This is a genomic window from Bacillus sp. FSL W8-0629 (assembly GCF_038593225.1).
Classification (GTDB): Bacteria; Bacillota; Bacilli; order Bacillales; family Bacillaceae; genus Bacillus; species Bacillus altitudinis.
The window spans coordinates 909,700-936,238 of sequence record NZ_CP151975.1 but is presented as its reverse complement, the minus strand read 5'-3'; the positions used below and the strand labels follow the sequence as shown (position 1 = coordinate 936,238).

General features: G+C 40.0%; 28 protein-coding genes and 1 tRNA gene. 7 read left to right on the top strand and 22 right to left on the bottom strand.

Annotated elements, in window-relative coordinates; all coding sequences use genetic code 11:
- Nucleotides 1-15: 15 nt before the first annotated feature.
- The 7 genes from NSQ17_RS04745 to queG form a co-directional block, all read right to left on the bottom strand.
- Nucleotides 16-1,635, bottom strand: coding sequence for a DHA2 family efflux MFS transporter permease subunit (locus NSQ17_RS04745; RefSeq protein ID WP_041507548.1), 1,620 nt, complete (start codon nt 1,633-1,635; stop codon nt 16-18).
- 39 nt (nt 1,636-1,674) lie between these two features.
- Complete coding sequence (locus NSQ17_RS04740) at nt 1,675-2,307, bottom strand: HlyD family efflux transporter periplasmic adaptor subunit (protein ID WP_007497037.1); 633 nt, start codon at nt 2,305-2,307, stop codon at nt 1,675-1,677.
- Between the two features lie 362 nt (nt 2,308-2,669).
- Nucleotides 2,670-3,833, bottom strand: a complete 1,164-nt coding sequence (gene yhbH, locus NSQ17_RS04735) for a sporulation protein YhbH (protein ID WP_041507549.1) — start codon at nt 3,831-3,833, stop codon at nt 2,670-2,672.
- A gap of 140 nt (nt 3,834-3,973) precedes the next feature.
- Nucleotides 3,974-5,869 carry a PrkA family serine protein kinase gene (locus NSQ17_RS04730; RefSeq protein ID WP_017360374.1) on the bottom strand — a complete coding sequence of 632 codons (1,896 nt, stop codon included), beginning with the start codon at nt 5,867-5,869 and terminating at the stop codon, nt 3,974-3,976.
- Nucleotides 5,870-6,311: 442 nt separating this feature from the next.
- Complete coding sequence (gene trmL / locus NSQ17_RS04725) at nt 6,312-6,785, bottom strand: tRNA (uridine(34)/cytosine(34)/5-carboxymethylaminomethyluridine(34)-2'-O)-methyltransferase TrmL (protein WP_003211950.1); 474 nt, start codon at nt 6,783-6,785, stop codon at nt 6,312-6,314.
- Nucleotides 6,786-6,828: 43 nt separating this feature from the next.
- Nucleotides 6,829-7,731, bottom strand: a complete 903-nt coding sequence (locus NSQ17_RS04720) for an amidase domain-containing protein (RefSeq protein ID WP_008349082.1) — start codon at nt 7,729-7,731, stop codon at nt 6,829-6,831.
- A gap of 61 nt (nt 7,732-7,792) precedes the next feature.
- Nucleotides 7,793-8,941, bottom strand: coding sequence for a tRNA epoxyqueuosine(34) reductase QueG (gene queG / locus NSQ17_RS04715; protein WP_026050065.1), 1,149 nt, complete (start codon nt 8,939-8,941; stop codon nt 7,793-7,795).
- 83 nt (nt 8,942-9,024) lie between these two features.
- On the opposite strand from queG, the gene NSQ17_RS04710 reads away from it, so the two are divergent.
- A complete protein-coding gene (locus NSQ17_RS04710; protein WP_017360378.1) occupies nt 9,025-9,621 on the top strand; it encodes a hypothetical protein in 597 nt (198 codons plus the stop codon).
- Nucleotides 9,622-9,717: 96 nt separating this feature from the next.
- Here NSQ17_RS04710 and NSQ17_RS04705 read toward each other — a convergent pair.
- The 13 genes from NSQ17_RS04705 to NSQ17_RS04645 all read right to left on the bottom strand — a co-directional run bounded on the left by NSQ17_RS04705 (nt 9,718) and on the right by NSQ17_RS04645 (nt 18,955).
- Nucleotides 9,718-9,791 (bottom strand) — tRNA-Gly (locus NSQ17_RS04705).
- 127 nt (nt 9,792-9,918) lie between these two features.
- A complete protein-coding gene (locus tag NSQ17_RS04700; RefSeq protein ID WP_342467903.1) occupies nt 9,919-10,575 on the bottom strand; it encodes a hypothetical protein in 657 nt (218 codons plus the stop codon).
- Nucleotides 10,576-10,654: 79 nt separating this feature from the next.
- Nucleotides 10,655-10,936, bottom strand: a complete 282-nt coding sequence (locus NSQ17_RS04695) for a hypothetical protein (protein WP_008349089.1) — start codon at nt 10,934-10,936, stop codon at nt 10,655-10,657.
- Nucleotides 10,933-11,838, bottom strand: coding sequence for a PqqD family protein (locus tag NSQ17_RS04690; protein WP_008349091.1), 906 nt, complete (start codon nt 11,836-11,838; stop codon nt 10,933-10,935). Before NSQ17_RS04690 ends, NSQ17_RS04695 begins: the two co-directional genes overlap by 4 nt.
- Nucleotides 11,822-13,288, bottom strand: coding sequence for a hypothetical protein (locus NSQ17_RS04685; RefSeq protein ID WP_019743966.1), 1,467 nt, complete (start codon nt 13,286-13,288; stop codon nt 11,822-11,824). The genes NSQ17_RS04690 and NSQ17_RS04685 overlap by 17 nt, the downstream gene beginning before the upstream one ends.
- The gene (locus tag NSQ17_RS04680) at nt 13,266-14,012 is read right to left on the bottom strand and encodes an ABC transporter ATP-binding protein (RefSeq protein WP_041507552.1); all 747 of its coding nucleotides are present in this window, start codon (nt 14,010-14,012) and stop codon (nt 13,266-13,268) included. The genes NSQ17_RS04685 and NSQ17_RS04680 overlap by 23 nt, the downstream gene beginning before the upstream one ends.
- 115 nt (nt 14,013-14,127) lie before the next feature.
- Nucleotides 14,128-14,340, bottom strand: coding sequence for a hypothetical protein (locus NSQ17_RS04675; protein WP_003211695.1), 213 nt, complete (start codon nt 14,338-14,340; stop codon nt 14,128-14,130).
- Nucleotides 14,341-14,456: 116 nt separating this feature from the next.
- The gene (locus NSQ17_RS04670) at nt 14,457-14,579 is read right to left on the bottom strand and encodes a hypothetical protein (protein WP_268413298.1); all 123 of its coding nucleotides are present in this window, start codon (nt 14,577-14,579) and stop codon (nt 14,457-14,459) included.
- A gap of 302 nt (nt 14,580-14,881) precedes the next feature.
- Nucleotides 14,882-16,024: an FMNH2-dependent alkanesulfonate monooxygenase gene (gene ssuD / locus NSQ17_RS04665; protein ID WP_041507553.1), complete on the bottom strand. Its 1,143-nt coding sequence runs from the start codon at nt 16,022-16,024 to the stop codon at nt 14,882-14,884.
- Between the two features lie 14 nt (nt 16,025-16,038).
- Nucleotides 16,039-16,827 carry an ABC transporter permease gene (locus NSQ17_RS04660; protein ID WP_342468082.1) on the bottom strand — a complete coding sequence of 263 codons (789 nt, stop codon included), beginning with the start codon at nt 16,825-16,827 and terminating at the stop codon, nt 16,039-16,041.
- A gap of 44 nt (nt 16,828-16,871) precedes the next feature.
- A complete protein-coding gene (locus tag NSQ17_RS04655; RefSeq protein ID WP_342467902.1) occupies nt 16,872-17,861 on the bottom strand; it encodes an aliphatic sulfonate ABC transporter substrate-binding protein in 990 nt (329 codons plus the stop codon).
- Nucleotides 17,862-17,875: 14 nt separating this feature from the next.
- The gene (locus tag NSQ17_RS04650) at nt 17,876-18,637 is read right to left on the bottom strand and encodes an ABC transporter ATP-binding protein (RefSeq protein ID WP_342467901.1); all 762 of its coding nucleotides are present in this window, start codon (nt 18,635-18,637) and stop codon (nt 17,876-17,878) included.
- A 162-nt stretch (nt 18,638-18,799) separates the two neighbouring features.
- The gene (locus NSQ17_RS04645) at nt 18,800-18,955 is read right to left on the bottom strand and encodes an FbpB family small basic protein (protein WP_034647783.1); all 156 of its coding nucleotides are present in this window, start codon (nt 18,953-18,955) and stop codon (nt 18,800-18,802) included.
- Nucleotides 18,956-19,220: 265 nt separating this feature from the next.
- Here NSQ17_RS04645 and NSQ17_RS04640 point away from each other — a divergent pair, with 265 nt between their 5' ends.
- Complete coding sequence (locus tag NSQ17_RS04640) at nt 19,221-20,513, top strand: homocysteine synthase (RefSeq protein WP_019743963.1); 1,293 nt, start codon at nt 19,221-19,223, stop codon at nt 20,511-20,513.
- 42 nt (nt 20,514-20,555) lie between these two features.
- Here the strand turns inward: NSQ17_RS04640 and lepB are convergent, their stop codons facing one another.
- Together lepB and NSQ17_RS04630 are read right to left on the bottom strand one after the other, a co-directional pair.
- A complete protein-coding gene (gene lepB / locus NSQ17_RS04635; protein WP_039170157.1) occupies nt 20,556-21,122 on the bottom strand; it encodes a signal peptidase I in 567 nt (188 codons plus the stop codon).
- Nucleotides 21,123-21,278: 156 nt separating this feature from the next.
- Nucleotides 21,279-23,222 carry an LTA synthase family protein gene (locus NSQ17_RS04630; protein WP_178929966.1) on the bottom strand — a complete coding sequence of 648 codons (1,944 nt, stop codon included), beginning with the start codon at nt 23,220-23,222 and terminating at the stop codon, nt 21,279-21,281.
- A 534-nt stretch (nt 23,223-23,756) separates the two neighbouring features.
- On the opposite strand from NSQ17_RS04630, the gene NSQ17_RS04625 reads away from it, so the two are divergent.
- From NSQ17_RS04625 to NSQ17_RS04605, 5 genes are all read left to right on the top strand, one after another.
- Nucleotides 23,757-24,560: a DUF2262 domain-containing protein gene (locus NSQ17_RS04625; RefSeq protein WP_342467900.1), complete on the top strand. Its 804-nt coding sequence runs from the start codon at nt 23,757-23,759 to the stop codon at nt 24,558-24,560.
- 18 nt (nt 24,561-24,578) lie between these two features.
- The gene (locus NSQ17_RS04620) at nt 24,579-25,268 is read left to right on the top strand and encodes a DUF1963 domain-containing protein (RefSeq protein WP_047947338.1); all 690 of its coding nucleotides are present in this window, start codon (nt 24,579-24,581) and stop codon (nt 25,266-25,268) included.
- Between the two features lie 64 nt (nt 25,269-25,332).
- Nucleotides 25,333-25,596 (top strand): hypothetical protein, encoded by a 264-nt coding sequence (locus NSQ17_RS04615; RefSeq protein ID WP_135009125.1) that lies wholly within the window; start codon nt 25,333-25,335, stop codon nt 25,594-25,596.
- Between the two features lie 117 nt (nt 25,597-25,713).
- Nucleotides 25,714-25,905, top strand: a complete 192-nt coding sequence (locus NSQ17_RS04610; RefSeq protein ID WP_024719924.1) for a hypothetical protein — start codon at nt 25,714-25,716, stop codon at nt 25,903-25,905.
- Nucleotides 25,906-25,976: 71 nt separating this feature from the next.
- Nucleotides 25,977-26,522, top strand: a complete 546-nt coding sequence (locus tag NSQ17_RS04605; protein ID WP_338704836.1) for a histidine phosphatase family protein — start codon at nt 25,977-25,979, stop codon at nt 26,520-26,522.
- Nucleotides 26,523-26,539 lie beyond the last annotated feature (17 nt).

Sequence of the window (26,539 nt, the reverse complement as noted above, 5' to 3'; positions counted from 1 at the left end):
ACGGTCCCTCCACACTTATCTTGCATCTTGGTTTGCTTCCTTAGGTGCTGGAAGCAATGTCATTTCTTGTTTCTTATCCTGCTTTTCTTTTCGCTTTTTATCCTTACGTACATCTCGCAGGAACAAGCTGAGAATCACACCAGCTGCACAGAATAATGTCACCCACATGTAAGCATCATTGATGCCCATCACATTGGAATCGACTTGTGCTTTCGTAAAGAGCTGGGTCGACACATATTTTTGAGCAGCTTCTGCTGTCATGCCCATATGGTGCATCACATTAGAGACAGCCGCCTGGAATGAATTCATAAAGAACGGATCAGCTGTATTCGTTTGATCTGCCATATTGGAATAATGGAATGTCGTGCGATTTGTATAAATCGTCGTGATCAAACTCGTACCGATCGAACCACTGATTTGTCTCAGTGTGTTTGACATCGCTGTACCATGACTGTTTAAATGCTGCGGTAATTGGTTCATCCCAGCAGTCATGACTGGCATCATCAAGAGTGACATACCAAAGGCACGTACTGCATACATGAGCACAATGTGACTATAAGATGTATCAATCGTCAGCCTTGTAAACTCGTATGTGGTGACAACCGTAATCAGCATCCCCACAATGGCAAGTGGACGAGGTCCAAATTTATCAAACAAGATCCCTGAGATCGGAGACATAATCAGCATCGCAAGTGCCCCTGGAAGCATTAATAGCCCCGATTGCAGTGCTGTAAACCCAACGAGGTTCTGCAAGTAGATCGGAAGTAAGAACATCCCAGTGTATAAGGCAACGGTAATAATAATGTTGATAACACTTGATAATGAGAAAATGCTGTATTTAAACACGCGGAAATCAAGCATCGGATTATCCGCTTTTAGCTGTTGGAAAATAAAGAGAATGATCGCAATCGCACCAATGATAATCGTAGATAAAACGATTGGATCTGTCCAACCATCACTTCCCGCTTCACTCACTCCGTATAGAAGCGAAGCAAAACCAACGATCGACAGAATCGCACCAAGAGTGTCCAGCTTGATTTTTTTAGGCTCTACAATATTTTTAAACATAAAGAAAGCCGCGATAATGACAATCGCACCGATTGGTACAAGTCCATAAAACATAATACGCCATGAATAGTGTTCAATAATATAACCAGATAACGTTGGTCCGACAGCTGGCGCAAACATCATCGCAAGACCAAAAATCCCCATTCCTTTCCCTCTGTTTTCTGGAGGGAAAATAAAAAGGATTGTTGTCATGACGAGCGGCTGTAAGATACCGCCACCGACTGCCTGAATCAAACGACCAATCAGCATCGTAGAAAAGTTTGGCGCAATACCGCAAATAAAAGTCCCTAGTGTAAATGAAATCATCGCCACAAGGAATAAGCTGCGCTGGCCAAAACGTGTGATTAAAAACGCAGATAACGGAATGAGCACACCGTTGACAAGCATGTAACCTGTTGTAAGCCACTGAATTGTCGTCGCACTCACATTAAATTCAGTCATTAAATGGGGCATGGCTACGTTCAAAAGCGTTTGGTTTAAAATCGCTACGAACAAACCGGCCATTAAAATGATCAGTAAAGACAAGGAGCCTGCTCCCTGTTTTGTCGCTGCAGGTTGATTTGCCATCTCAGACAACCTCCTTTCATTTTTTGATATCAGTCATCATTAAGAAGAAATTTTGACAGAAGCATTCATACCTGGAAGTACTTTGTCAGATGGATTTTTAATTGAAATTTTCACTGCTACTTTTTGTGTCACTTTCGTGTAGTTACCACTTGAGTTTGTTGCTGGCAGCATATTGAATGTTGAGTTTGTTGCATAACCAATTTGTTCAACTGTTCCTTCAAATGTTGTATCAGGATCGCCGTCTACAACGATGTCCACTTTGTCACCTTTTTCAATGTTCTTAATGTCTGTTTCTTTAATATTCGCTGTAATGTAAAGCTTGCTTAGGTCAATCGTTTCACCAAGAACTGTCCCAGGCTGCACTTGTTGGTTGTTTTGTACTTCTTTTTTGACTAATGTGCCATCAGCCACTGCTTTAATGTTTGTTTTTGCTTCTCCTTCAACTTTTGCAACTGTGCTGTCTTTTTGCACTTCGTCACCTTCATTGATGTCCCAGCCTTTGATTTGTCCAGCTGCTGGCGCTGTAATTTGGTACATGTCACCTGTCACTTTTGCTTCATCTGTTTTTACGAAGTTTGTGCTTTCGTAGTAGTAATAAGCACCTCCGGCAATAATGGCAAGAATCACAATAAGGCCAATAATATTCGTTAGCAATAAACGCCCTCTGTTCATGTTTTGTTTCTCCTTTCATGTATAAAAATATAGTGTCATCTGCTTTAGCAAACTTAGAATGCCCATCATCTGACAGATTATGAAACAAGCTCATAGAGCTGCCTGTTTCCCCTTTTTCTACTCCGCTGAAAATGGTGTGCAGCCCATTTATACTTATTGTTCACTTATGAGCAAAAAGCAGAAAAAGAAGAAAAGACAATCGGCATCTTTTTTGAAAAACTTATATTTAACAAGATTAAATATTAATAAATGAAAATTGAAATGTCAAAGAGAAAGTTTTACTTTTTTTCTGGTGATCCCTTCCTTCTCCACACAAAAAACCTTTCAGCCCTTATGCTGAAAGGTTTTTTTGAATGTTCTCTTTAAGAAAGAACTTCTTCCTGCTGAAAAAATTTTTTTAATGCGAGAAAAACGTCTGATTTTTGCTTCAAAATATAATGCTTAAATTTCTCATCCTGAATATGTTTATATGCTGACATTAACGTAGAATGCCGATTATATTGATTCACTTCACCATAACAAAATAAATTGGCTTTTTTCATAATTTCAGAAACGAGCTTCACGCACCGTGCATTATCAGAGGTCAAATTGTCACCATCAGAAAAATGGAAAGGATAAATATTATATCGTGACGGAGGATATCGTTCGTCTATGAGCTCTAGTGCCTTTCGATAGACAGAAGAACAAATGGTTCCCCCGCTCTCTCCCCGAGAAAAGAAGTGCTCCTCGTCTACGACCTTCGCCTCTGTATGGTGGGCAATGAATTCGATCTCGACTGTCTCATACTTTGTCCGCAAGAAACGTGTCATCCAAAAGAAAAAGCTTCTCGCCATATATTTTTCCCAAAGCCCCATACTTCCGCTCGTATCCATCATCGCTAGGACAACCGCTTTTGATTCTGGTTTGGTGACTTCATTCCACGTCTTATACTTAATATCCTCTGGATAAATAGGATAAAAGGAAGGGCTTCCTGTCATGGCATTTCGTTTAAATGCTGACAGCATGGTTCGTTTTTTATGAATATTACCGGTTAACCCCGTTTTGCGAATATCATTAAACTCAATTTCCTCGACAACGATATCATCAAGTTCCTTTTGTTTAAGATTTGGTAGCTCCAGCTCACGAAATAGCGCTTCCTCTAAATCCATTAATGAGACTTCTGCTTCGTAATAATCATCACCGGCTTGATCTCCAGCACCTTGACCTTTTCCCTGCCCTTGCTTACTGTCAGATCCATCCCGAGCGACCACATCGCCAACCTGGCTCTCTCCATCCCCCTGACCTACATGCTTATTCTTATCATAGTTGTACCGAATTTTATATTCATCTAAAGAACGGATCGGAATTTTGACCACATCTTTGCCATTAGACATGATGATGCTTTCCTCTGTGACAAGATCCGGCAAATTGTTTTTAATCGCCTCTTTGACTTTTTTCTGATGACGCTGCTGGTCATCAAAGCCTTTTCGATGGAGGGACCAGTCTTCCTGAGACACAATAAACTGACTTTTTTCTTGCCGGGACATCCATCCCCCTCCTCACCTTTTTGGACAATTCTTGTACCCATCGATTCCATTATCGTATGCTGGCCGTCGTCGAAATGACGATGATTTTTAAAAAAGACATTACCGGTGCTAGTTTGCGCCAATAATGCCTCCTTCATTTATTAACGATTCAGAAGACTGCCTACATATTTTAAGAGTTCATTTGCACTTGTAGAATTATAGCCATGCTCATCAATCAATCGCGCCACTACTTCATTGACCTTTTTCAACTGTTGCTCATCCGGCGTTTTCGTCGATGTCGTAATTTTCACGACATCTTTCAAATCGGCAAAGAGCTTCTTCTGAATAGCTTCTCGTAATCTCTCGTGAGAATTATAATCAAAGCGTTTGCCCTTTCTCGCATAAGCTGAAATCCGAATAAGGATTTCTTCTCTGAATGCCTTTTTGGCGTTTTCAGAAATGCCGATCTGTTCCTCAATTGAACGCATGAGCTTTTCATCAGGATTCATTTCTTCACCTGTTAACGGATCACGCAGTTTGTTTTTATTGCAGTACGCCTCAACATTATCTAAGTAATTATCCATGAGAGTTTTCGCAGACTCCTCATAGGAATACACAAATGCCTTTTGAACTTCCTTCTTCGCCATATCGTCATACTCTTTTCGTGCGACAGAAATAAAATTCAAATAACGTTCCCGATCTTCACTTGAGATCGATGGATGCTGATCGAGTCCTTCTTTTAAGGAACGGAGGACATCCAGTGCATTGATGGATTCCATGTTCTTTCGAATAATAGTGGATGAAATGCGGTTAATGACATATCTCGGGTCAATTCCGCTCATTCCTTCGTCATGAAATTCCTTTTTCATCTCATCAATATCAACAGATTGGAAACCTTCGACACTTTCCCCATCATACAGTCGCATTTTTTTCACCAAATCGATATCAGACCGCTTCGGCTCTTTCAGTCTTGTCAAAATAGAGAACATCGCAGCCACCTTTAGCGTGTGCGGTGCAATATGAACATCTGAGACATCACTTTCTGAAATCATCTTATGATAAATGCGTTCTTCCTCTGTCACCTTTAAATTATAAGGGATCGGCATCACAATAATTCTTGAGTGTAAAGCCTCGTTCTTTTTATTCGAAATAAATGATCGATACTCCGTTTCATTCGTATGTGCAACAATCAATTCATCCGCACTAATCAACGCAAAACGCCCCGCCTTAAAATTTCCCTCCTGCGTTAATGAAAGAAGATGCCATAGAAATTTCTCATCACACTTTAACATCTCCTGAAATTCCATCATTCCACGGTTCGCTTTATTGAGCTCTCCATCAAACCGGTACGCACGCGGGTCTGACTCTGAACCAAATTCAGCAATCGTTGAAAAATCAATACTTCCTGTTAAGTCAGCAATGTCCTGAGATTTCGGATCCGACGGGCTGAAGGTACCAATGCCGGTCCGTTTGTCCTCTGAGAAAAAAATTCGTTCCACTCTCACATCCTCAATGCGGCCACCATATTCCTCTTCGAGCCTCATCAAGTTCAAAGGTGATAAATTCCCCTGCACACGTATGCCATATTCTCTATAAAAATCCTCCCGCAAATTTTGCGGAATGAGATGAAGCGGATCTTCATGCATTGGGCAGCCTTTAATCGCATAGACTGCGCCATGATCTGTTAGTGAATACTCTTCAAGCCCTCTTTTCAGCCTTGTGACAAGCGTCGATTTCCCGCCGCTGACTGGACCCATTAACAATAAAATACGCTTTCTGACATCTAAACGTTTAGCCGCAGGGTGAAAATACTCTTCCACTAGCCTTTCCAATGATTCCTCTAAACCAAAAAGCTCCTGATCAAAAAATTTGTAGGTTCTGACCCCATTCTCCTCTTCAATCCCGCTGTCCTTAATCATATGATAAACGCGAGAATGAGCAGATTGAGCGACAAGTGGATTTTCTTTAATAATATCTAAATATTCGCTGAAGGTGCCTTCCCATTTCAGTCGCTGCTCTTCTTCTCTGTGCTGTTCAATTTTCTTTAAAATATCCATATGAACCTCCTCTTTCAAGATTGAAGCTAGAAATCAGATACTGTTTTACAATCTATGCGGAGGCGTCCTATTACATGCTTTCGTTCTTCAAAATGACGAATTGGCAAACTGAATTGACAACCATCCGCAAGACCCTTCATAATAAAGGAAAAACAGGAGAAAAATGATCTTCATCTCCTGCTTTTCAAGGCGAACTTCACAACATATGAAACCGGCAGCGAAGGAACAAAGGGATAAGGGGGAGCTTATATGAGAACGGTCATTATGATGGGCGTCATCATTACGTTTTTAGTATCCATTTTCACAGCTGGCTACGAAGGCAAGCCTGGTAAATGAAAAAAAGGATGTTCCATCAGCGGAACATCCTTTTTCATTTCGTTCATATTTTCAGTACTTACATATTCACTGAAAGCGAGATGGGATCTCGGCTTTTATCATGTTCTTATATCAAATCTCGGTATTGCTGCTGGCGAAGCGCCTCATACACAAGAATCGCTGCCGTATTCGATAGGTTCAGTGAACGAACATGCTCTGTCATTGGTAAACGTAGACAGCGATCCATATTCCGTTCAATCAAATCTTTTGGCAATCCACTCGTTTCTCTGCCAAATACGAAGAAGTAGTCTTCATCTAGCTGCGAGTAATCGAACGTTGTATGCGGCTTTTGCCCAAACTTTGTGATATAGAAAAATTGCCCCTTCGGATGAGCCTCAAACAATTCATCTAATGAATCATGATAGACGACATTGGCATATTTCCAATAATCGAGTCCTGCACGCTTCAGCATTTTATCATCTGTCGAAAAACCAAGCGGACGAATCAGATGAAGTGTTGTATTTGTTGCTGCACATGTTCGCGCAATATTTCCAGTATTAGCTGGAATTTCTGGTTGATATAAAACGACATGAAGTCCCAAAAAAGTTCACCTCTAATTTTCTTTTCCGCTCAACATTATACCATTAACTATCCTTCGGAGCATCGTCCAAAATGTGAAAAAACGTATAACGAATACTAGGTGTATAAGCCGTTGAATCTTCATACGACCAGTAACGCATACGGCTGTCATACGTTTGTGCATTCACAAGAGGCATTCCGCCTTTATCATGATCAACGACAATGGTTGTATGATTATACCTACCGTCACCTTCAAAATCGTAACAAATAACATCACCTATTTGAAGCTCCTGCGGCTCCTTGAGCTTCTTCGCTCTCAACCCCGCTTTGGAATTCGCTAAATAATTTTTCATCGAATGTGCCACCGTCCAGCTGTAGCTCCACGTATGTGGACGAACCCACCAGCCAGATCCACGGTTCGGATATCCTCTCGTTGGCGCATTCCCTGCTTTTAGACATTGTGAAATAAAATTCGTACAGTTATCTTCGAAATTTTTATAGGCTGGATTCCGTTTATTCCAATACGTCTCAGCATATTGAACAGCTGCACGCCGGTCATAGTGAAAAGCTCTTCCAAATTGGTCTTCATTTTGGAAGCGCTCATCCACCTGATCTTCCTTTTGTCGTTCTTCTAACATCATCCGATCTTTCACAAGCATGTCGTTATAAAGAAACGCTTCTCTTTTCTCAACCTGTTCCTCTAAATAAAAAGAATCGTCTATATCCTTACAGACATAAGTGAGGTGCGCGAGATATTGTACTTGCTGAGCTCCATCATCTTGAATAGCTGAATCGAGAAGTTTTGCTTTTGCTTTCGCCTTGACAATCTCAACTTGTCTTCTTGCAAACAGCTCTTTCTTTCTCTCCACAGCGTCCACATCAGACATCAGCTGCGGCTGTTTGATCGTACTGCCATTTAATAAATATGCCAGTCTGTCTTCTAACGTTTGTTCTAATAATTGTTTCACACAGACACCACCAAACTTTTTTTAACATCTCTGTTTGGTTCATTCTATGTTCAATGGGAGGTTATTTAGTATTTAAAGGTGTTTGTAACAATTCAATCCCTTTGATGATCTCTTGTTTTGCTTCTTCATCACTTTCCCGCTCAAGGGCTTTTTCGAGTTCTGAAAGCTGCTGACCATCGCCAATTTTACCGATTGCCCAAGCAGCCGTGCCTCGAATGACTGGTCTTGGATCTTTATGCATCAGGTCAACCAAATCTGGCAAAGCAGATGTATCTTTAAAGTGAGCAAGTGCCAAAATGGCATTCCGCTGAATTGGCTTTTTCCCTCGCCATGATCCAGAAACATGACCATACTTCTCTTTAAATTCACGATTGCTGATTGTCAGCAGTGGCTTTAAGAGCGGCTTTGCAATTTCAGGGTCCGGCTCCATTTCAGGATGTAGATGAAAGTCTTTCCCTTTATTAATTGGGCAAACCGTTTGGCACGTATCACATCCATACAACCGATTCCCTATTTTCGAGCGAAATTCGTCAGGTAAAAACCCTTTTGTCTGTGTTAAAAACGAAATACACCTTTGAGAATTGAGCTGGCCTGGATTCACAAGAGCACCCGTTGGGCATGAATCCACACATTTATTACAAGTTCCGCACTGGTCTTCTATTTTCTCATCCGGTTCAAATGGAACATTTGTAATCATCTCAGCCAAATAGACATAAGATCCGAACTCTGGTGTGATAATCATACAGTTCTTTGCACTAAAGCCAATGCCAGCACGTTCGGCTACAGCACGGTCAGACAATTCACCTGTGTCCACCATTGATTTTGTCCGAATATCTTCGTGTTTACTGCGCAAAAATTCTTCAAGCATGTCGAGCTTTTTTTTCAGCACAACATGATAATCAGTTCCCCATGAAGCCCTGCAAAAAATCCCTCTTCTTGCATCCTTTGTACTTCGGGGAGCATCTTTCATTTTGGAAGGGTATGCGAGCGCAATGGCGACAATTGATTTTGCTTTTGGAAGCAGCAAAGCAGGATTTGTTCGTTTTTCGATATCAGGCTCTTCAAAACCGGACAAATACCCTAACGATTCATGTAAGATGAGGCGGTCCTTTAATGAATCAAATGTATCAGCACTTGCAAATCGAATTTTATCGACACCAATTTCATTCGCATATTGAATTAACTCTTCTTTTAATTGTCCAACATGAATCACCTTGCAAACCTCCTTTCTTTGTTTCTTCAGTTGTTTTCAGTATAATACGAGTGTATCATGACCGATTGGAGTGAGTCACTGTGAAGATACAAATGGAAATCTCCCAACCTCAAAGCCCGTCTATCCATGTTGGACAGATTGAATATTCACATATTGAGATAGGAAAATCCCCTCAAATGTTAAAAGGCCGACTGCGACTGTTTCAAGAATCTTTGTTTTTTGAATATGAAGATCAAACTTTGGAAGAAGTACCAGCGATCAAAGAATGGACGAATCTTCTAGAAGGTGTCCCCTTTCTTCCGCTTCTTGCTGATATTCAAAAAGAACAATTTATTGACTCGACCAATTCCGTACAGGATTTGTCGATATTTTTTTCATTAAAATATTTCTTGCCTATCCTTACATTAGATGCCGATCAATTGAAAGGGCCTCTTTCATTATCCAAAAATGAAACTGGTCATATTGAATGGCAGGATGGCGCAGAGCTTAAAGGGTTATTTTCTCAAGCAAGTAAAGCTCAAATTTCTCAAGACACAAAAAGCATTCTTCAAATCATTCTCTTCCCACCATCTATTTCCCGGGAAAAGAGTGAGGCACTTATACAATCCTTGACGAAGATGTTTATACAAATACATGGTGGAGAAAGTAAATATGAACTCATTGAAAAAGCACTGTAGGTGACAGTGCTTTTTACATTATACTGACATAATAAAAAACGCAACACTTCGTTTATCTATGAAACGAAATACTGCGTTATAAACAAAATTATGTATTGGAGCGGGTGATGAGAATCGAACTCACGACATCAGCTTGGAAGGCTGAGGTTTTACCACTAAACTACACCCGCATCAATCTTTTAAAGACAACATCATTGCGTTGACTTTTATTATGTTACAACTTTCTTAACAATTCGTCAAGAGAATATGAAGATTTTTCGTCAAAAAATTTCATATTCTCCATATATATTACGATAGTTATTTGTCTAGCTGGATATAAAATAAGTAGGCATGTGACTTATTCTTCAGCGCTTGCTTAGGATTTTTCTCAATCCTTTCAAGCATCGGTGAATTCCCGTCTTTTCCCATTTCCGCTGTATATGCAATCAGTGCCTTTCCTCCAGAAGAGACTTTGACAGTATCAGATTGTGCAGAAAAAACATAATCACTTATTTTGAACGGAAAACTTGCTGTTGCTTTTGTCATTCCCTCATTCTTGTTGTCTGACCACATACTAAATTGTGATTCATATGTATCTTTCTCACCTCTTAATTGTAAAAGTATATTCATCGTTTGGTCAGTTCCATCCTGATGTAACGTAAAAGTCGAAGAATATACTTCCTTATCAACTAGCCGGCCATTTTTGTAGTGGCTCCCGATAAAAGTAATACTCTTATCATTCTTCGTTAATCCTTTAAGTGTAAGAGCTACTATTTCATTCGTCGTTGATGCCTCTAGTAAGTTTTTTTCTTTCTTTGTCAATTTCATTTTTTCAATCGTTACTTGGTTTTTAGAGTCAGACTCTGTTTCTATTTTAGAGACCGTTTTCTCTGTCGTTGTTGTTTCTGCAGCCTTCTCGCCGCATCCTGCTAATAGAAAAACAGTCAATAAAAGAATGCTCCATTTCTTAATCATTGATATCCCCTTTTATACTTTTATTTTTTATTATACTAAAATTTGGTTGATTATACAAAAAAAGATTAGGAGTATTCTCCTAATCTTTCGCTTTTTTCTGTTTCATGGCTGATAGGAATGCCACAATGAGAAAACTGACAGCAAAAATGACAACCATATAAATAAAAAAGTTTGGTTTGATTTGGAACGTAAATGCAGACGAACCTTCCATCTCAAAAGCAAGACTGTTAAATAATAATTCATTATTTGTTTTTGATTGAAATAAGTGATAGAACAGAACACCAATGGTCAGCATCGGAAAGCCTAAGAAACCTAGGAAACTACCAACAATTGCACCTTGTTTCATTGCCTGAACGTTCATGATCGTTGTCCTCCCATTCCACCAAGCAATAACTGCTTCATAATAGACTTACCATCCCCCATAAACGGAAGAAGGTAGAGCAATTGAATAAAATACGTGATTGAAAAAATGAAAAACCCTGTCGAAATTGGATTTTCTTTTAGAAATAAAACAGTCACAATGATTCCGGCTGCGCCAATGAGCCCCGGCAAAAGCGGACCAAGCAGTGTAATCCACACCTGTTTTTTCTGAAACGGATCTAAAACAGGCCTCACAAATTTCACAGACATCATATCGCTCGCAAAAAAGCCTTGAGGGCCATCCCGGCCGGCGAACTTCCGATGTGCATACCCATGTGCCGCCTCATGCAAGGCGGTTCCAGTAATTAATCCGAAATAAATAATCGTAAAATAAATCGCAATGGCTGCAATCGATGGATCAGGAATAAATAAAAAGGCGATTCCCGCCATGATCATAAAGAGCACCCAGAAAAAGATGATTTTGCGCGTCACCATCAGCAGAGCCGTACCCAATATGTGAAGAAATGAATGACCCGTGCAGTCAAATCGCTCTTTCATCTTTACTTGATACTGCTTAAAAAATTGACAGAAGGCTGTGACAGTCCGATATGGCGATTGATAATGAATCGACAGCAAGTGATGCTGATTCAGCCCCATCATCAATTGATAAAAATCGCGGGCAATCACAGACTCATCGACCTGAAACAAATCGGCGAGTTCTGCCGTAATACTCGCCTCTGTCCTTTGACCATCCACTTTCGTTAACATATGATATGCACTTTCGTTAATTGGAAGTGAGCTTCCGTACTGCGTATCAGTCAAATGCCTTTTTTGTAAAGTCACATATGGCGCAAGTGCCGGCACCCGCTCAATCTTTAGCTTATTGTTAAGAAGTTGAATCATGTGAATACCTCCATGAAAAACCTTTATATATGGCAAAGATGAGCAGACATTCAAATCCTGCCACAAGCAGCCACTGAAGCATTTGACTCGATTCCCCTATCACATAGTTTCCAATAAATACAATCGGAATCATGATTAAAATAAGCGCTCCAAACGAGAAAATACCTGTGTAAGGATTATTTCGATCAAGGGGTAATAAAATACCTACCACATAAAAGAGAGCCGTTGCATTACACAAGACAGCAGCGCCAATCAACACGATCCAGATCTGATCCGGGAGCGTCAGTGTTGTGATCATAAATAAAACAATTTGGATCACACCAACGAGCAAAAGTCCGAGAAACTTATAAAGAGCCACTTCCCATGGCCTTAGACCAAACGTTTTATACATCCCAAGCATACGTTTGTCATTGCCAAATGAATTAAAAGCTGTTAACCCAGCTAGCGCACATAAGACAAAAAAAGCTTCTCCTTCAAAGCGGAAGGCAAACTGATAACGGACAAATAAAATGACAATAAGGAGGATGAGAAAGTTTAAAATATTTTCTTCATTTCTCACTTGTGACTTTATTTCCTTTACAATGAGTGACCACTTTTTCGAAGATGAAAATGGTAGTTTGTGCAGAAAGGTTAACGCTTTTTTCTCAGCCATAATTGGCATTAAAGCAAGAGAAATAAATGCGCCTCCCGCAGATAATAAGATGAAGAGGATCAAAATCGCATAATTCACCCCGTCAGGAGACATCCCTTGTGCCGCTAAGAAAAACGGCGCTGTAAAATACATCAAATGATAATCAAACTGTACATATGATTGCTGTATTTGATTGATGTCGAAATGTGTCATTCCATACGCTACAACTAGCGCTAATAAAACAAATATCGCTGCAAATTTTTGCAACGGTAATTTTAATTTTAGTACGAGTAAATAAGTCACGTTGTAAATGAGCTGAAGCAGTGTTAAGACAAAGAGGGATTGCAAAAGCACCATCAAAAAGAATGTAAGAATAAAGAAAATACCGATCCCTTGTGCAATAAAATTAGGTAAAAGCAAGATCCCGATGAAAAATAAAACAAGCCCTGTCACGACTGTCACCATCGGAATGAAGTAACCAAGACTTTTTTGAAAGGTAGACAGCGGAAACCAGCTGAGCTGCATAGAAAAACGATCTTGTTCAGGTGTTCTGACTTTGATCAGCACAAATAACAAGCTTGTAAAAATGGATGCATTGATTGCCATCGACACAACCAACAACCCAAGTGACCGTTCATCTCCATTTAAGAAAGCCTTCATAAAGACACCCGTAAAACTGTATCCGATGATGGCTCCCATTGTGACTGCAAACAAAAAGAATAAGACCACAATGATTCGCTTCGTTTGAGTATCAAAGAGCTTATACATCTCCTGCTGCCACATTTTAAGCATCATTTTAGAAATGATTAATGATTTCATCAAAATGTGCACCCCTATCACTTAACATTGAAGCTTTCAGAAACACCTGTTCCAATGTGCTTGATTGATACTTTTCTTTTAAAGCTGAAACCGTCCCTTCATCCATTTTATTTCCTTTAGAAATAATGGCGATCTTGTGGCACAGCTCTTCCGCTGAAAGCATATCATGCGTTGAAAGCAAGATTGCACCATGGTGCTCGGCATAACGTTTCATCAGTTTCTTTGTGTTTATAACCGCTTCAATATCAAGTCCTCTAAAGGGCTCATCCATGATCACTAATTGACTCTCAAGCATAAAGGCAGCAATCAGCTGTGTCTTTTTTTTCATTCCATGGGAATAGGTTTCAATCGGTCTTGATAAAGCTGTTTCCATATCAAACAATTCAATTAGTTGATTTCTTCTTTGAATTGTTTTACATTCATACATAGAAGAAACAAAATCTAAATATTCAGCACCAGTCAATGCTTCAGGGAGCAACAGATCATCTGGAACATAGGCGACTTGTTTTTTAAAGGATGGATCATCATTTGTGACATCCTTGATATGAATGGTTCCTTCTGTATGCTTAATGATGCCGAGTACACAGTTAATCATCGTTGTTTTACCGGATCCATTTGGTCCAGCCACAGCAACGATTTGATGAGGGGCAATTTTCAAATGAAAATCATTGACAGCAGTCACGTTATTTTTATACGTCTTGGTTAAATTCTCGATCGTAAACATATAACCTCCAAGTGTCTGCATATTCTTTAAAAACAGATCAGGCTAAACCGCCCGCCACAGACGGTTTAGCCCTGGTGTCTTATCTAAGAAGTAAAAAGATGAATCCTAAGTATAGCTACTTACATTCAATTTGGACTTTTAAGCCACTTTCCCACTGAACGGCTCCTGTAAAGCTACCCTTGCCGTTTGCTAAACACCAAACTGCTGCTCCTAGAACAACTGTTGCTCCCAATCCAAGAAGGACAGCAACAAATACTAAGAACCAAGCTTGGTCCATAATAGCAGGTTCCATAGTGGAATAGTCAACTTGCGGCGCTGCATAAGTCATACTTTTCACCTCCCAGCTTATGATGATCGTATCATAGGCGTCACACTCCAAACATCAACAGAAGATCCCATTTTTGACCGAACACATTTTCGTGTAAAATGTGACTTTTTATTCAATTATTCATGTTCAACTATATAAATTCTCCCTTTTTTACTATTTTCCACCACAACATAAGAACCACCAAACCCATATATTGTCAATAAATCCATCTTTTTTCTGCCTTTTTTCAAATAGTTCATTTTCATCATCTCTTCTATTTAATCTTTCATTTTTTTGAGATAGAAAGAATTCCCCCGATATATCAGATATAAAAGTCCTAATTATATGTCGTTAACACATCAAATACGACATATTAACTGATAATTCCGACAAAAGAGTGAGCATATTTTCCTTCTTCTCTTGTCTCTTAAAATATGTATATACAAGAAAACCTGTTGGGAAAAAAGCCCTTGCCTTCTTCCACAGCACATATCATTTTACTTGCTTCTCTTTCTATAAAAAAAGCAAAGCAGCCCGACAAGTATGACTGCTTTGCTTTCATTTATGAGGAACTTGCAGCAGAGGCTGTATCAGGAAAGTAATTGTTCCCAATAATTTCACCATCAGGAACGTGTGGTCCTGCATCACCATTTCTTTTAAATGGGAGAAGCGGGAAAACAAGTTCTGCTAAATAATAAGATTCTTCTAAGTGCGGATAACCAGAAAAGATAAATGTATCAATACCTAGAGACTGATATTCTATTATACGTTCTGCTACTGTATGCGGGTCCCCGACGAGCGCTGTTCCTGCCCCGCCTCTAACTAAGCCAATGCCCGCCCAAAGATTAGGGCTAATTTCAAGCTTCTCTTTATTCCCTTGATGTAATTCAACCATTCGTTTTTGCCCTACTGAGTCCATCCCTTGTAAAGTCTTTTGCGCATCATCAATAGTCTCTTGATCTAAATGACGAATCAGATGTTCCGCTGCCTGCCAAGCTTCATCTTCCGTTTCCCTCACGATCACATGAAGTCGAATACCAAACCTCACCGTTCTTCCCTCCTTTTCAGCCTGCTTTTTCACTTGTGCGATTTTCTCTTTTACTTGTGCAGGCGGCTCGCCCCAAGTTAAATAAACATCTGTATGTTTTGCAGCGGCTTGAATGCCTGCTTCTGATGATCCTCCAAAAAAAACGGGTGGATGTGGTGTTTGAGCTGGTGGAAATAACAGCCGTCCATTTTGTGTTTGCAGATGCTTCCCTTGAAACTGAACATTCTCTCCTTTCAATAACCTCTTCCATATGGTCAAAAATTCTTCTGCTGCCTCATAACGTTCATCATGAGAAATGAATAGCCCGTCTCCTTCAAGTTCTTCTTTACTTCCTCCCGCTACAACATTGATCAGCAGTCTCCCGCCTGAAAGCCGATCAAATGTGGAGGTCATTCTAGCAGCAACAGATGGCTGCATCAAACCTGGCCGAAGAGCCACAAGAAACTTTAAATGGGTTGTTTCTGCAGCTAAAGCGGCCGCTGTCAGCCATGGATCTTCACAAGATCTACCAGTAGGCAGCAAGACCCCTGTGTACCCAAGCTGATCGGCAGCTTGAGCAATTTGTTTAAAATACGGATAGTCTGCCTGTCTTGCCCCTTTCGAAGATCCTAAATAACGCCCATCCCCATGCGTTGGAATAAACCATAGAATATTCATCATATCGCCTCCTATTATTTTTCACCTTGATAACTTATGCGCCATTTGAGCAATCGCTTTTCTAACAGCCGTACAAATGAATCAGTCATCTTACCAACTACCGCAAAGATGATAATCCCTACAAACACTTTATCCGTTTGCGAGAATTGTCTTGCATCCATAATCATGTAGCCGACTCCACTACTCGCCCCCATCAATTCAGCCACCACTAAACCAAGCCAGGCAATGCCTAATGAAAGCCTCACGCCCAGAAGAATATGAGGAAGGGCAGCAGGTAAAATGAGCTTTGTGATATTTTGATACAGATTAAACTCTAAAGCGCGAGCCACGTCGAAAAGCTTGTTATCTACACTGCGAATTCCTAGAAAAGTATTGATATAGATCGGAAAAAAAGCCCCAAGTGCAATCAATAAAATTTTCGCTGATTCATCAAAACCAAACCAAAGAATAAATAAAGGAGTCACCGCTAAATGAGGAACTGTTCTCAGCATTTGCAAGGTCGGATCTACATACTGCTCGGTTTTCCTAGAAAAACCGACACACAGACCCATCGCAAGTCCTAAACCTCCCCCAAGTAAAAACCCGCATATTGCTCTGTAGAGACTGATGTAAAGATGGCCAAACAGCTCACCGGAACGAATCAACTCACGAAAAGATTCCGCAATGACAGTGGGTGCAGGTAGTACAGTAGAAGAAACGATTTGGGAAGCAGCAGCTCCCTGCCAAATCGCAATGAGTAAAGCAGGTAATACAAGTCCTTTTAACATGATGAAGGATGAAGCTTTTCTCCTTTTTTTCTTCATTCGCTCAGTTTTAGTCACAAGGGCTGGGTTAGATGCAGCTTTCATCAACTCTTCTCCTCTTTCAGCATTTTTTCAATAAACGAATTATCTACCACCTGATTGACATCAATCTTCCGCTGAATCGCCTTTGTTTGATATTGAAAATCAGCTGTATGCTGCTGAGCGTTTATGATCTTCTTAGAAATGGGCTCATTGAGCGGCTCTGTATTGTTTAATACTTGTGTCACCACCTTCTGATCTAATTGTTTCAAACGAGCATAAAGTGTAATGGCTTCCTGTTGATGGTCTTTCTGCCATTTCACCGCTTTGTCATATACTTTTAAAAATTGCACCACTAGTTCAGGGTACTCATCGGCAAACTTGGATCTGACAAGTGTGAATCCAGGTGAATATAAATCGGTCGCTTCTCCATTAACCAGTAGCTTTGCTCCCTTTTCTATCGTTTCAAGTGATAAGAACGGCTCCCAGATCGACCAAGCATCAACTGATCCATTTTCAAACGCAGATATTGCCTCATCCGGCTGAAGCTGAATGATCTGAACATCCTTTGCAGATAAACCAGCCTGATCTAATACTTTGTATAAAAAGTCAAAACCACTGCTTCCTTTGGCAACGGCGATTTTTTTTCCTTTTAAATCTTCTACTTTTTGAATCTCACTGTTCTTATTCACTAAAATCCCATTCGCCTTTAACCCATCCTGAGATAAACCAATTTCCTTAAAATCAATACCTGCTGCCTGACCAGCTATAACAGGTGAATTACCAACCTGTGAAAAATCTAATTGATTGGCGGCGAGTCCTTCGAATTGGGGAGGACCACTTTGGAACTCCACCCACTTGACTTTCACACCTTCTTTTTCAAATGATTGCTCAAACCACCCTTTTTCCTTTGCTAAAAGAAGTGGGCTTAGACTTTGCTGAAGCCCAATCCGAATCTCTTTCGGCTTGTCTTCTGATCCATTCGCTACTTGACCACACCCAGCTAATACAAGGAGGATACCCAGAAAGAGAACGATCCTTTTTTGCCTTTTCATTCAATTTGACCTCCTTAAATTCCTGAGCCATTCGTCAGTAACAGCTCATCTGTTTTCTCAAATTCTGAAAGCACCCTTTGTCTTAAGCTCTGAAAAGCTGTTGACGTTCTATTCCGCGGGAATGGTAAGTTCACGGGAAGGATTTTATGAATTCGGCCGGGTCTTGCTTGTAACAGCACAATTTCATTGGCTAAATAAATGGATTCGTCAATATCATGAGTGACAAGCACCATCGTTGTTCTTTTCTCCTGCCAAATATCCAGCAGTACATCCTGTAAGTGTTTCCGTGTAAATGCATCTAGCGCACCAAAAGGTTCATCAAGCAATAAAATCTCCGGATCACGCAGAAGTGCTCTTGCAATAGCAACACGTTGTGACATCCCGCCTGAAAGCTCATGTGGATAGGCGTGTTCAAAACCTTTTAACCGAACAATTTCAATTAATTCATCCACTTTGCGGCGAACAGCCACCTGTTTTAAATTGGCAGCGATATTTTCTTCGACCGTCAGCCATGGAAACAAGCGATGCTCTTGAAAGATAAAGCCCTGTTTCATTCCTGGTTCTACCACACGCCTTTCTCCTATCACGATCTGCCCATCATAATCTGTATCAAGGCCTCCAATCATCTTCAGCAATGTACTTTTCCCGCATCCGCTCGGACCAATCACCGTCACGAATTCACCAGGAACGATGGTGAGCCTTACGTTTTCAAGCACTTGAATGGTTTGTTTGTCTTTCCAAAAAGACTTATCCACAATATCAATGGAAATAGTCATTGCAAGTTCACTCCTCTTGTCATCAGATAAATACACAGAAAAGCCCTTATCCCAAAAGAGAGATAAGAGCCTTCGTGTTGTCCGATCAGCTATTCATATTGAGTTGTTAGCACCATCCTAAATCATATTATTCCTATAAATCAACTATATTTTATAAAATGGTTATTTCGACCTTGTATGCTTTTCATCAATACGATCGTAAATTTCTTCTATTCGTTCTTGATTGCTGTAAATCTCATATTTGTTCCGCTCAATCAAAATGTCTAACGTGATATCCAAATGTTTTCTGTATTTTTTTCGTTTTTTCTTTTTCTCCATCTTCAGCTTCCCTCCTGATTAAAATAAAAAAAGGCCCTTCACTCATGCCTGAGTGAACGAGCCTTCGGTTGACCGATCAGCGATTTTTGTTGGTATTTTCAGTATGCTTATGTTAATACATACTATTCCGACATGTCAACTATATTTATTGTTTTTTCAGATTTATCTAAAAAATGATTGACCGGGCAGTAAACAAGATTTATAGTCTTATTAAATATTTCTTATTAAAGTAGTTGGTTTTATCTAACAAAAGGAGGATACACACATGTCAGAAGAACTTCAATTTCGTTTAGAAACAAAAGCAATACACGCAGGTCAAGAACTGGATTCAGCCACCTATTCAAGAGCTGTACCTATTTACCAAACAAGCTCTTTCGGTTTTAGAGATAGTGAGCATGCGGCGAATTTATTCGGACTTCAGGAACCCGGTAATATTTATTCACGTATTATGAACCCGACAAATGATGTGTTTGAAAAACGGATCGCTGAGCTTGAAGGTGGAATTGGTGCACTTGCTGTCTCCTCAGGACAAGCAGCGACCACTTACTCCATTTTAAACATTGCAGGAGCTGGTGACGAAATCGTATCCTCCAGCAGTCTGTATGGCGGCACATATAATTTATTTGCGCATACCTTGAAAAAACTTGGAATAACAGTAAAGTTTGTGGATTCCTCAAACCTTGAAGAACTTGAAGCAGCCATTACAGATAAAACAAAAGCAGTGTATGCAGAGAGCATCGGAAATCCAAAAGGCGACATTTTACATATTGAAGCCGTATCAGCCATTGCACACAAGCACCATATCCCTCTAATTGTGGATAACACACTTGCCAGCCCTTATTTGTTAAGACCGATTGAATTTGGCGCAGACATTGTCGTCCATTCAGCGACGAAATTCATCGGCGGCCACGGCACATCCATTGGCGGAGTCATCGTCGACAGCGGCAAGTTTCCTTGGGGTGATAGCGATAAGTTCAAAGGCCTGACTGAACCAGACCCAAGCTATCATGGCCTGACGTATACAGAAGCGATTGGCGAAGCGGCTTATATCACAAAAGCACGTGTACAGCTCTTACGTGATCTAGGGGCGGCTTTATCACCATTCAACTCATTTTTACTCTTGCAAGGCTTAGAAACATTGCATCTTCGCCTTGAACGCCACAGTGAAAATGCATTGAAGACAGCTCAATTTTTACAAGATCATCCTCTTGTAGAATGGGTCAGCTATCCAGGTCTTGAAGGCCATGAATCCTTTGAGCTGGCTCAAACTTATTTACCAAAAGGACAAGGTGCCATCCTCACATTCGGCATTAAAGGTGGCAAAGACGCAGGAAAAAAACTCATTGATTCGGTTCAGCTTTTCTCACATCTTGCAAACGTAGGCGACTCTAAGTCACTCATCATCCATCCTGCCAGCACAACGCATCAGCAATTAAGTGAAGCAGAGCAAAAAGCCACAGGGGTGACACCAGAACTTATTCGTTTATCTGTTGGAACAGAAGCGATTGAAGATATTCTGGCAGATCTAGAACAGGCGATTTCAAAAAGTCAGTCTTAACCAAACAAAAAAAGCACACGCCTGTGTGCTTTTTCTTATTGATTAGTGATTGATTAAGCGAATATCTTGGAAGGGATAAAACACGAATGATGTTGTCCCTTGAATGTCACTCTTTGTAAAAAGACCTAAACCATTGCGACTGTCCATTGAGTTTTGGCGATTGTCACCCATGACAAAGTACTTTCCTTTAGGGACTGTAAGAGGACCAAAATCAGGTGTCAACAAGGTGCCATCTGCGGCAGCTTTCTTTTTGTTTGATGCTAAATAAGGCTCCGCCACTTTTTGACCGTTCACATATAGCTGGTCATTTTTCATTTCGATTTTATCACCAGGTAAACCAATCAATCGTTTCACATAGTGAGTACTGCGGTCTTCCCCATCAAGAACAATGATCTGTCCGCGTTTATAATCGCCGAAGTAATCGACTGTTTTATTCACAAACACCCGCTCTGTATCATGCAGTGTTGGTTCCATAGAAGTCCCCTTCACAATATACGGTGCGAATAAAAAGTTGCGAATGATAAAAACAGCAATAAATGCGATTAAGATGGCTTTGATCCAGCCCCATAATTCTGATTTCTTTTTTTGTGTTTTTGTATTTGTTGTCATAAGCTCCTCCTGAAATCCCCTAGGACAAAATGAGTTATCACCAGCTGACCGCTGACGCCACGCTTGTTTCTCCCTAAATATAAACATATTTTGCCAACAAATCAAGCTGTAAGAGAGAAAAAGGCAAGCACCTTTCTGTGCTTGCCCAAAACTCAGTTAGTTAGCAGAAGAATCCTCTTCTGTCTCTTTGTTTGTTTTACCATAGAAATAATCAGATGGATTCACTGGTTTAAAATCAGATAGCTTATGGAATCGAAGAAGATCCCTGTACAGTACTTTATCTGACAGGCTTAACTGATTATCAACACGGGCTTTAATCGCTTCTGTCTTTTTGTTTTGTTTCACCACTTTACCCGTTTTTGTATCGTAGACCGTATTATCTACAAGGGTATATTTTGGTGTCACATAGTTTCCGTTACGGAATGCAACAGTTTGATCATGCTTCTTAGAGAATAAATCTGTTCCAAAATTCACGTACTCATTTGAATCAATACCTTGTAAGTGAAGAAGCGTTGGCATCACGTCTACTTCACCGCCATACGTATGATTCACGCCGCCTTGTTTCCCAGGGATACGAATCATGAGCGGTACACGCTGATTTTGTGCATTTTGATATGGCGTAATTTCTTTCCCTTGAATCTCACTCATTGCACGGTTATGGTTCTCAGAAATACCGTTATGGTCACCATATAATAGAATCACTGAGTCTTTATACAGACCCGATTTTTTCAAGTCCTTAAAGAATTGTTCTAATGACTCATCCAAGTATCTCGCTGTTTGGAAATAATTATCCACTGTTTTATCGCCAGTTGTTGCCTTAGCGATTGTCGCATCTTTCTCATCTAAATTAAATGGATAATGGTTGGTCAATGTCATTAAGTGTGCATAAAATGGCTTTTTCATTGATTCTAACATTGGGATTGATTCTTTAAAGAATGGTTTATCCTTCAGACCCATGTTTACAAGGTTTTCTTCATCCATGTTGTAATAAGATGCATCGAAGAATTGATCAATTCCCATATGTTTATAAATCGTGTCACGGTTCCAGAAAGATTTATAATCCCCGTGAAGCACTGCACTCGTATAGCCTGCTTTTTGATCTAAGATGGCAGGAAGTGATTGGAAGGTATTTTCACCTTTTGTCACAAACGCTGCACCCTCTGGCAAGCCAAACATACTATTATCCATCATGAGCTCAGCATCAGAAGTCTTCCCTTGACCAGTCTGGTGGAAGAAGTTATCAAAATACGTAAAATCTTCTTTTCCATGAGCTAGTTTGTTTAAAAACGGCGTCACTTCTTCTCCATTTAACTTGTAGTCAATTAAAAATGACTGGAAGCTTTCTAAATGGATTTTGATGATGTTTTTTCCTTTTGCTTGACCAAAGTATTCTGCATTTGGTTTCGCATAGTGAGAGGTCGTATAGTTCACGACATCCGTTAAATCATCACTACTCGCATTTGCTACCTGCGTTGCATTTTGTGCGGTTTGCACGCCGTCATAAATCGCATAGTTATAAACACCTAAATATTTCACAATATACTTATGATCAAATGTTCTCGTCAATAATTCTGGACGATCTTTTTCAGCTAAGTGTAGGTTAACGAAGAACAGTCCAACACCTGCAGCCACAATCAGCAGTGCGAAAGTTTTTTTCATTTGGAACTTCTTCACTTCTGGTCTCCAAATGACAATGGCAATTAAAATGATGATATCAAGGAAGTACAAAAGGTCATGCGGCTTAATACTTGCTAACACACCACCGGTCATACCTCCCCCAAGATTACCGGCTTGTTTCATTGTCGGGAATGTTAAAAAATCATCAAAGAAACGATAGTACGCTACATTCGCATATAAAAGTGCGGTCATAATAAAGTCAATGACAATTAAAACAATGGCCGATTTACGCCCCTTCAAAAAGAGAGCAAGTCCTAAAAACACGATGGCTGAACTGAATGGATTTAATAAGAGAAGACCCTCTTGAAAAGATCCCTTCACTCCTAAATTAAAGTCCATTTTGTAGGCTGTGTACGATTTTGCCCAAAATAGAAGAACAGCCAAAACAAAAAAGCTATATTTGTTCGCAAATATTTTTTTCATAAAACCTCTTCTTTCTTATTTTCGATCTGATATAAATGAAATCATAAAAAATTTACATTGATTTTGCAAATGTAAATCTTCTGCACCAAGCATTCCGATGCTCTTTTCTCCGCAGGTTACATGTGCTCCTTTAATATAACGAATAAGAAGCATCATAAGTTTCAAAAAAAATACGAGTAAATAAAAGGAAAAATATCCATTTACATTAAATTTACTGCCGCTTCATGTTTCAGAGAATGATGAAGGTTTTGTAAATCACTCAGTACTACTTTACTTTTTTCATCTAATCGTGTCAAAGTAATTATAAAGAAAAGGAAGAATCACCTAGGCTTTTCGACTCACTTAGCCAAATTTATACAAAATCCGAACCGATTTGCTTTTTTATTGTGACTCAACCTCCAGCAATCCATGTATCCTCTCTGTTGCCACAAACCTAAAAAACAGTTTTAAGCAAAAAAAGCTTGATTTCCCCTGCCAATGTACGGTGTGATAAAGGTATAGCTCCATCAAATAAATCAAGCTGGGGGACATCCTATGAAATCAAACAAACAAATCAACATATTTGAACAAAGATTCTCAGAAGAAGTGATAGACATCATGGCTGTTACAGGACCTTCTGGAGTCGGCGCAGGAAAAGCAGGAAAAGAGACTCTTTGGACTGCTTCAATCCCGCTCATTGCATGGAAGGAAAAAGACCGCATCATAAACGAAAAAGTGAGACTGTGCTGGTTAACAGATGAAAAGGGATTACGAGAAAAACAAGCGCAATTACATAAAGAATCTATCGTCACACTTCAAGTACGTAAAGGTGAAGGTGAATTTATGCTCGTTTCACTTGTTGATACAGATACTGAAGATAAGGAACTTCAAGAAATATTAGAAGAAGCTCAACAACCTATCTTTTACCACGATGACAAGCTGGGTACCTTTGAATTAGTGAAAGGACTAGACTTATTTGAAACAACCATACAGTGGGGCAATGAGGAGTGCCTTCTTTACTTCAATCTTGAAGAAGAGGAAGAAATGAATGACTCTCTGAAAACGGCTAGACAACTCGTAGTAGAACAGACAACATGGGATGCCTCCATGAAGTCATATGCAGCAAATCAGCTGATTGAACTAGCAAAAGATTGGCAGGAACAAGACGACTCCGCTGAACATTCAGAAGAGATCACACCGGATCAATTTATCAGCCGCATCTCTCTTGAAAGCCTCCATGCTTATCCAAATGGAGAATTCGAAGCCTACTATCATGACGGAGATTTATTTTGGGGACATGTCATCATTGTCTCTGGCAATATGAATGGAACGTTTCAAGATGCACACATTGCTGGCTAAAGAATGGGGGATGGATAAATGAAGATCAAAGCTTTTGACGAATTAAATCAACTAGGAAAAACACCTATTGTAGCCAAAATAGGCGGGTTTCGCCCTGATCCTTCTAAGTACAGCTGGTTTGCTGGTCATTTTTTCATCCAACGTGATAAAGGGTGGCCGGCAGATCAAGATGGAGCTATGATTCCCATTTTACAAATGTATTTACCCGAAGTACCAGGGGGAATGAACGGCTTTGATGAATGTAAGATGATTCAAATTTTCATCAACAAGAAAACCCTTCCGATCGATATCGCCAAAAACGGTGATGGCTGGAAACTCATTGAATATTCATCAATGGAAGGATTAGAAATCGCTGAGACCCCTGAAGAAGTAAAAGGAATTAAGCCTTTCCAGATAGAGTGGCTCGAAGGGGAACAACCGGATTATCCATGCTGGGAGGAAGCTTGGTCATACGTTGACTTATCAGAGGTTAATGAAAGTGAAGAAGCAACAGATCATTTCTTCGAGCATTACTCAAACTACTCGTTCACAAAAATCGGTGGATACGGGGCTTACATCCAATCTCCTCCCCACCAGATGTCAGGAGAATTCATGCTACAAATCGCTTCAGAAGAAAAACCTCGGTTCATGATTGGTGATAACGGCACGATGTATTTCTATTACGACAAAGACAATAAAGAATGGTTCATGCACTGGGATTGTTTTTAAAACCAATTGTATGGAACCATTCCCCTTTCTAAAGGTAATAAACGATATGAAGGGGGCCGGTAATATGGGATTCATTTTAGACATCTTCAATCTTGCTCTGTATATCCCTTTTTTACAGGTAGATGAAGATGATATATCACGAAATGCAGCACAGCTAAAAAAATACAGCTGGTTTCAAGCGTTATTAAATGATCAAGGAGTCCGCCGTGTAATTGGTCAATTTAAGACGAGTAAACTCCATAAGAAGCCATACAACATCAGATGCGAACGAAAGGTACAACAAGCCATACACCGTGCCATGTCAAAACACGGAAAGATCCGCACTTAGCTGTGGCTCTTTCCGTACAAATGTAATAAATCCTTTTGAAGAAAACAATTGACGCTCGGACAACTCTCCCCGTATATTATGTATAAATCCATCTTTTTTTAGAAAAGGGGGCCTCACATGCGCTTGTTTAAGAACTGGAGAAAAAAGCAGCACAAACAGCCGATTACTTCAGATACGCAAGAAGACAGCATCCCAATTAATTTTTCCACCCTTCCCTTTGGCACAGACACCATAGATGATTTTTTGTTCAACTTAGACCTAACCTCAAAACTGATAGATCCATACAAAGAAGCAGACACGAACAAATAGAACCTAAACTTTCGTGAACCCTCATCCAATATTGGATGATTTTTTTATACTTAGAGGAAGGTGTACCCCCTATGAAGACATATTATTTCGTCAGACACTGTCAAGCAGATGGACAATCCGAGGATGCGTCTTTAACGCCTCAAGGCATCACACAATCGCATGAACTCGAACAGTTTTTTTCCGGCATTCAGCTCAACCACATCATCTCAAGTCCTTATAAACGAGCGATTCAAACCGCTGAGCCCCTTGCTTATGCCAAACAAATAAAGGTACAAATTGACAAACGTCTCTCTGAACGTAGGTTAAGCAGTCAACCAATGAAGGATTGGTATGAAAAACTAAAGCTCAGTTTTTCGGACTTGCATATGACCTGTGAAGGCGGAGAGTCGAGCCTAGAAGCGATGAATCGTATTGTAGAGGCACTCTATAAACAAATAAAATTAGGAAGAGATCATACTTTATTCGCCACTCATGGCAATATTATGAGCCTGCTTCTAAAACACGCCGATCCTGCAATTGGATTCAAGGAGTGGAAACAACTAAGCAATCCAGATGTCTACATCCTGAAATATTTTAAACCAGACCATGTAGAAATAGAAAGAATATGGCATAAATAAAAAAGGCAGGGTTGACC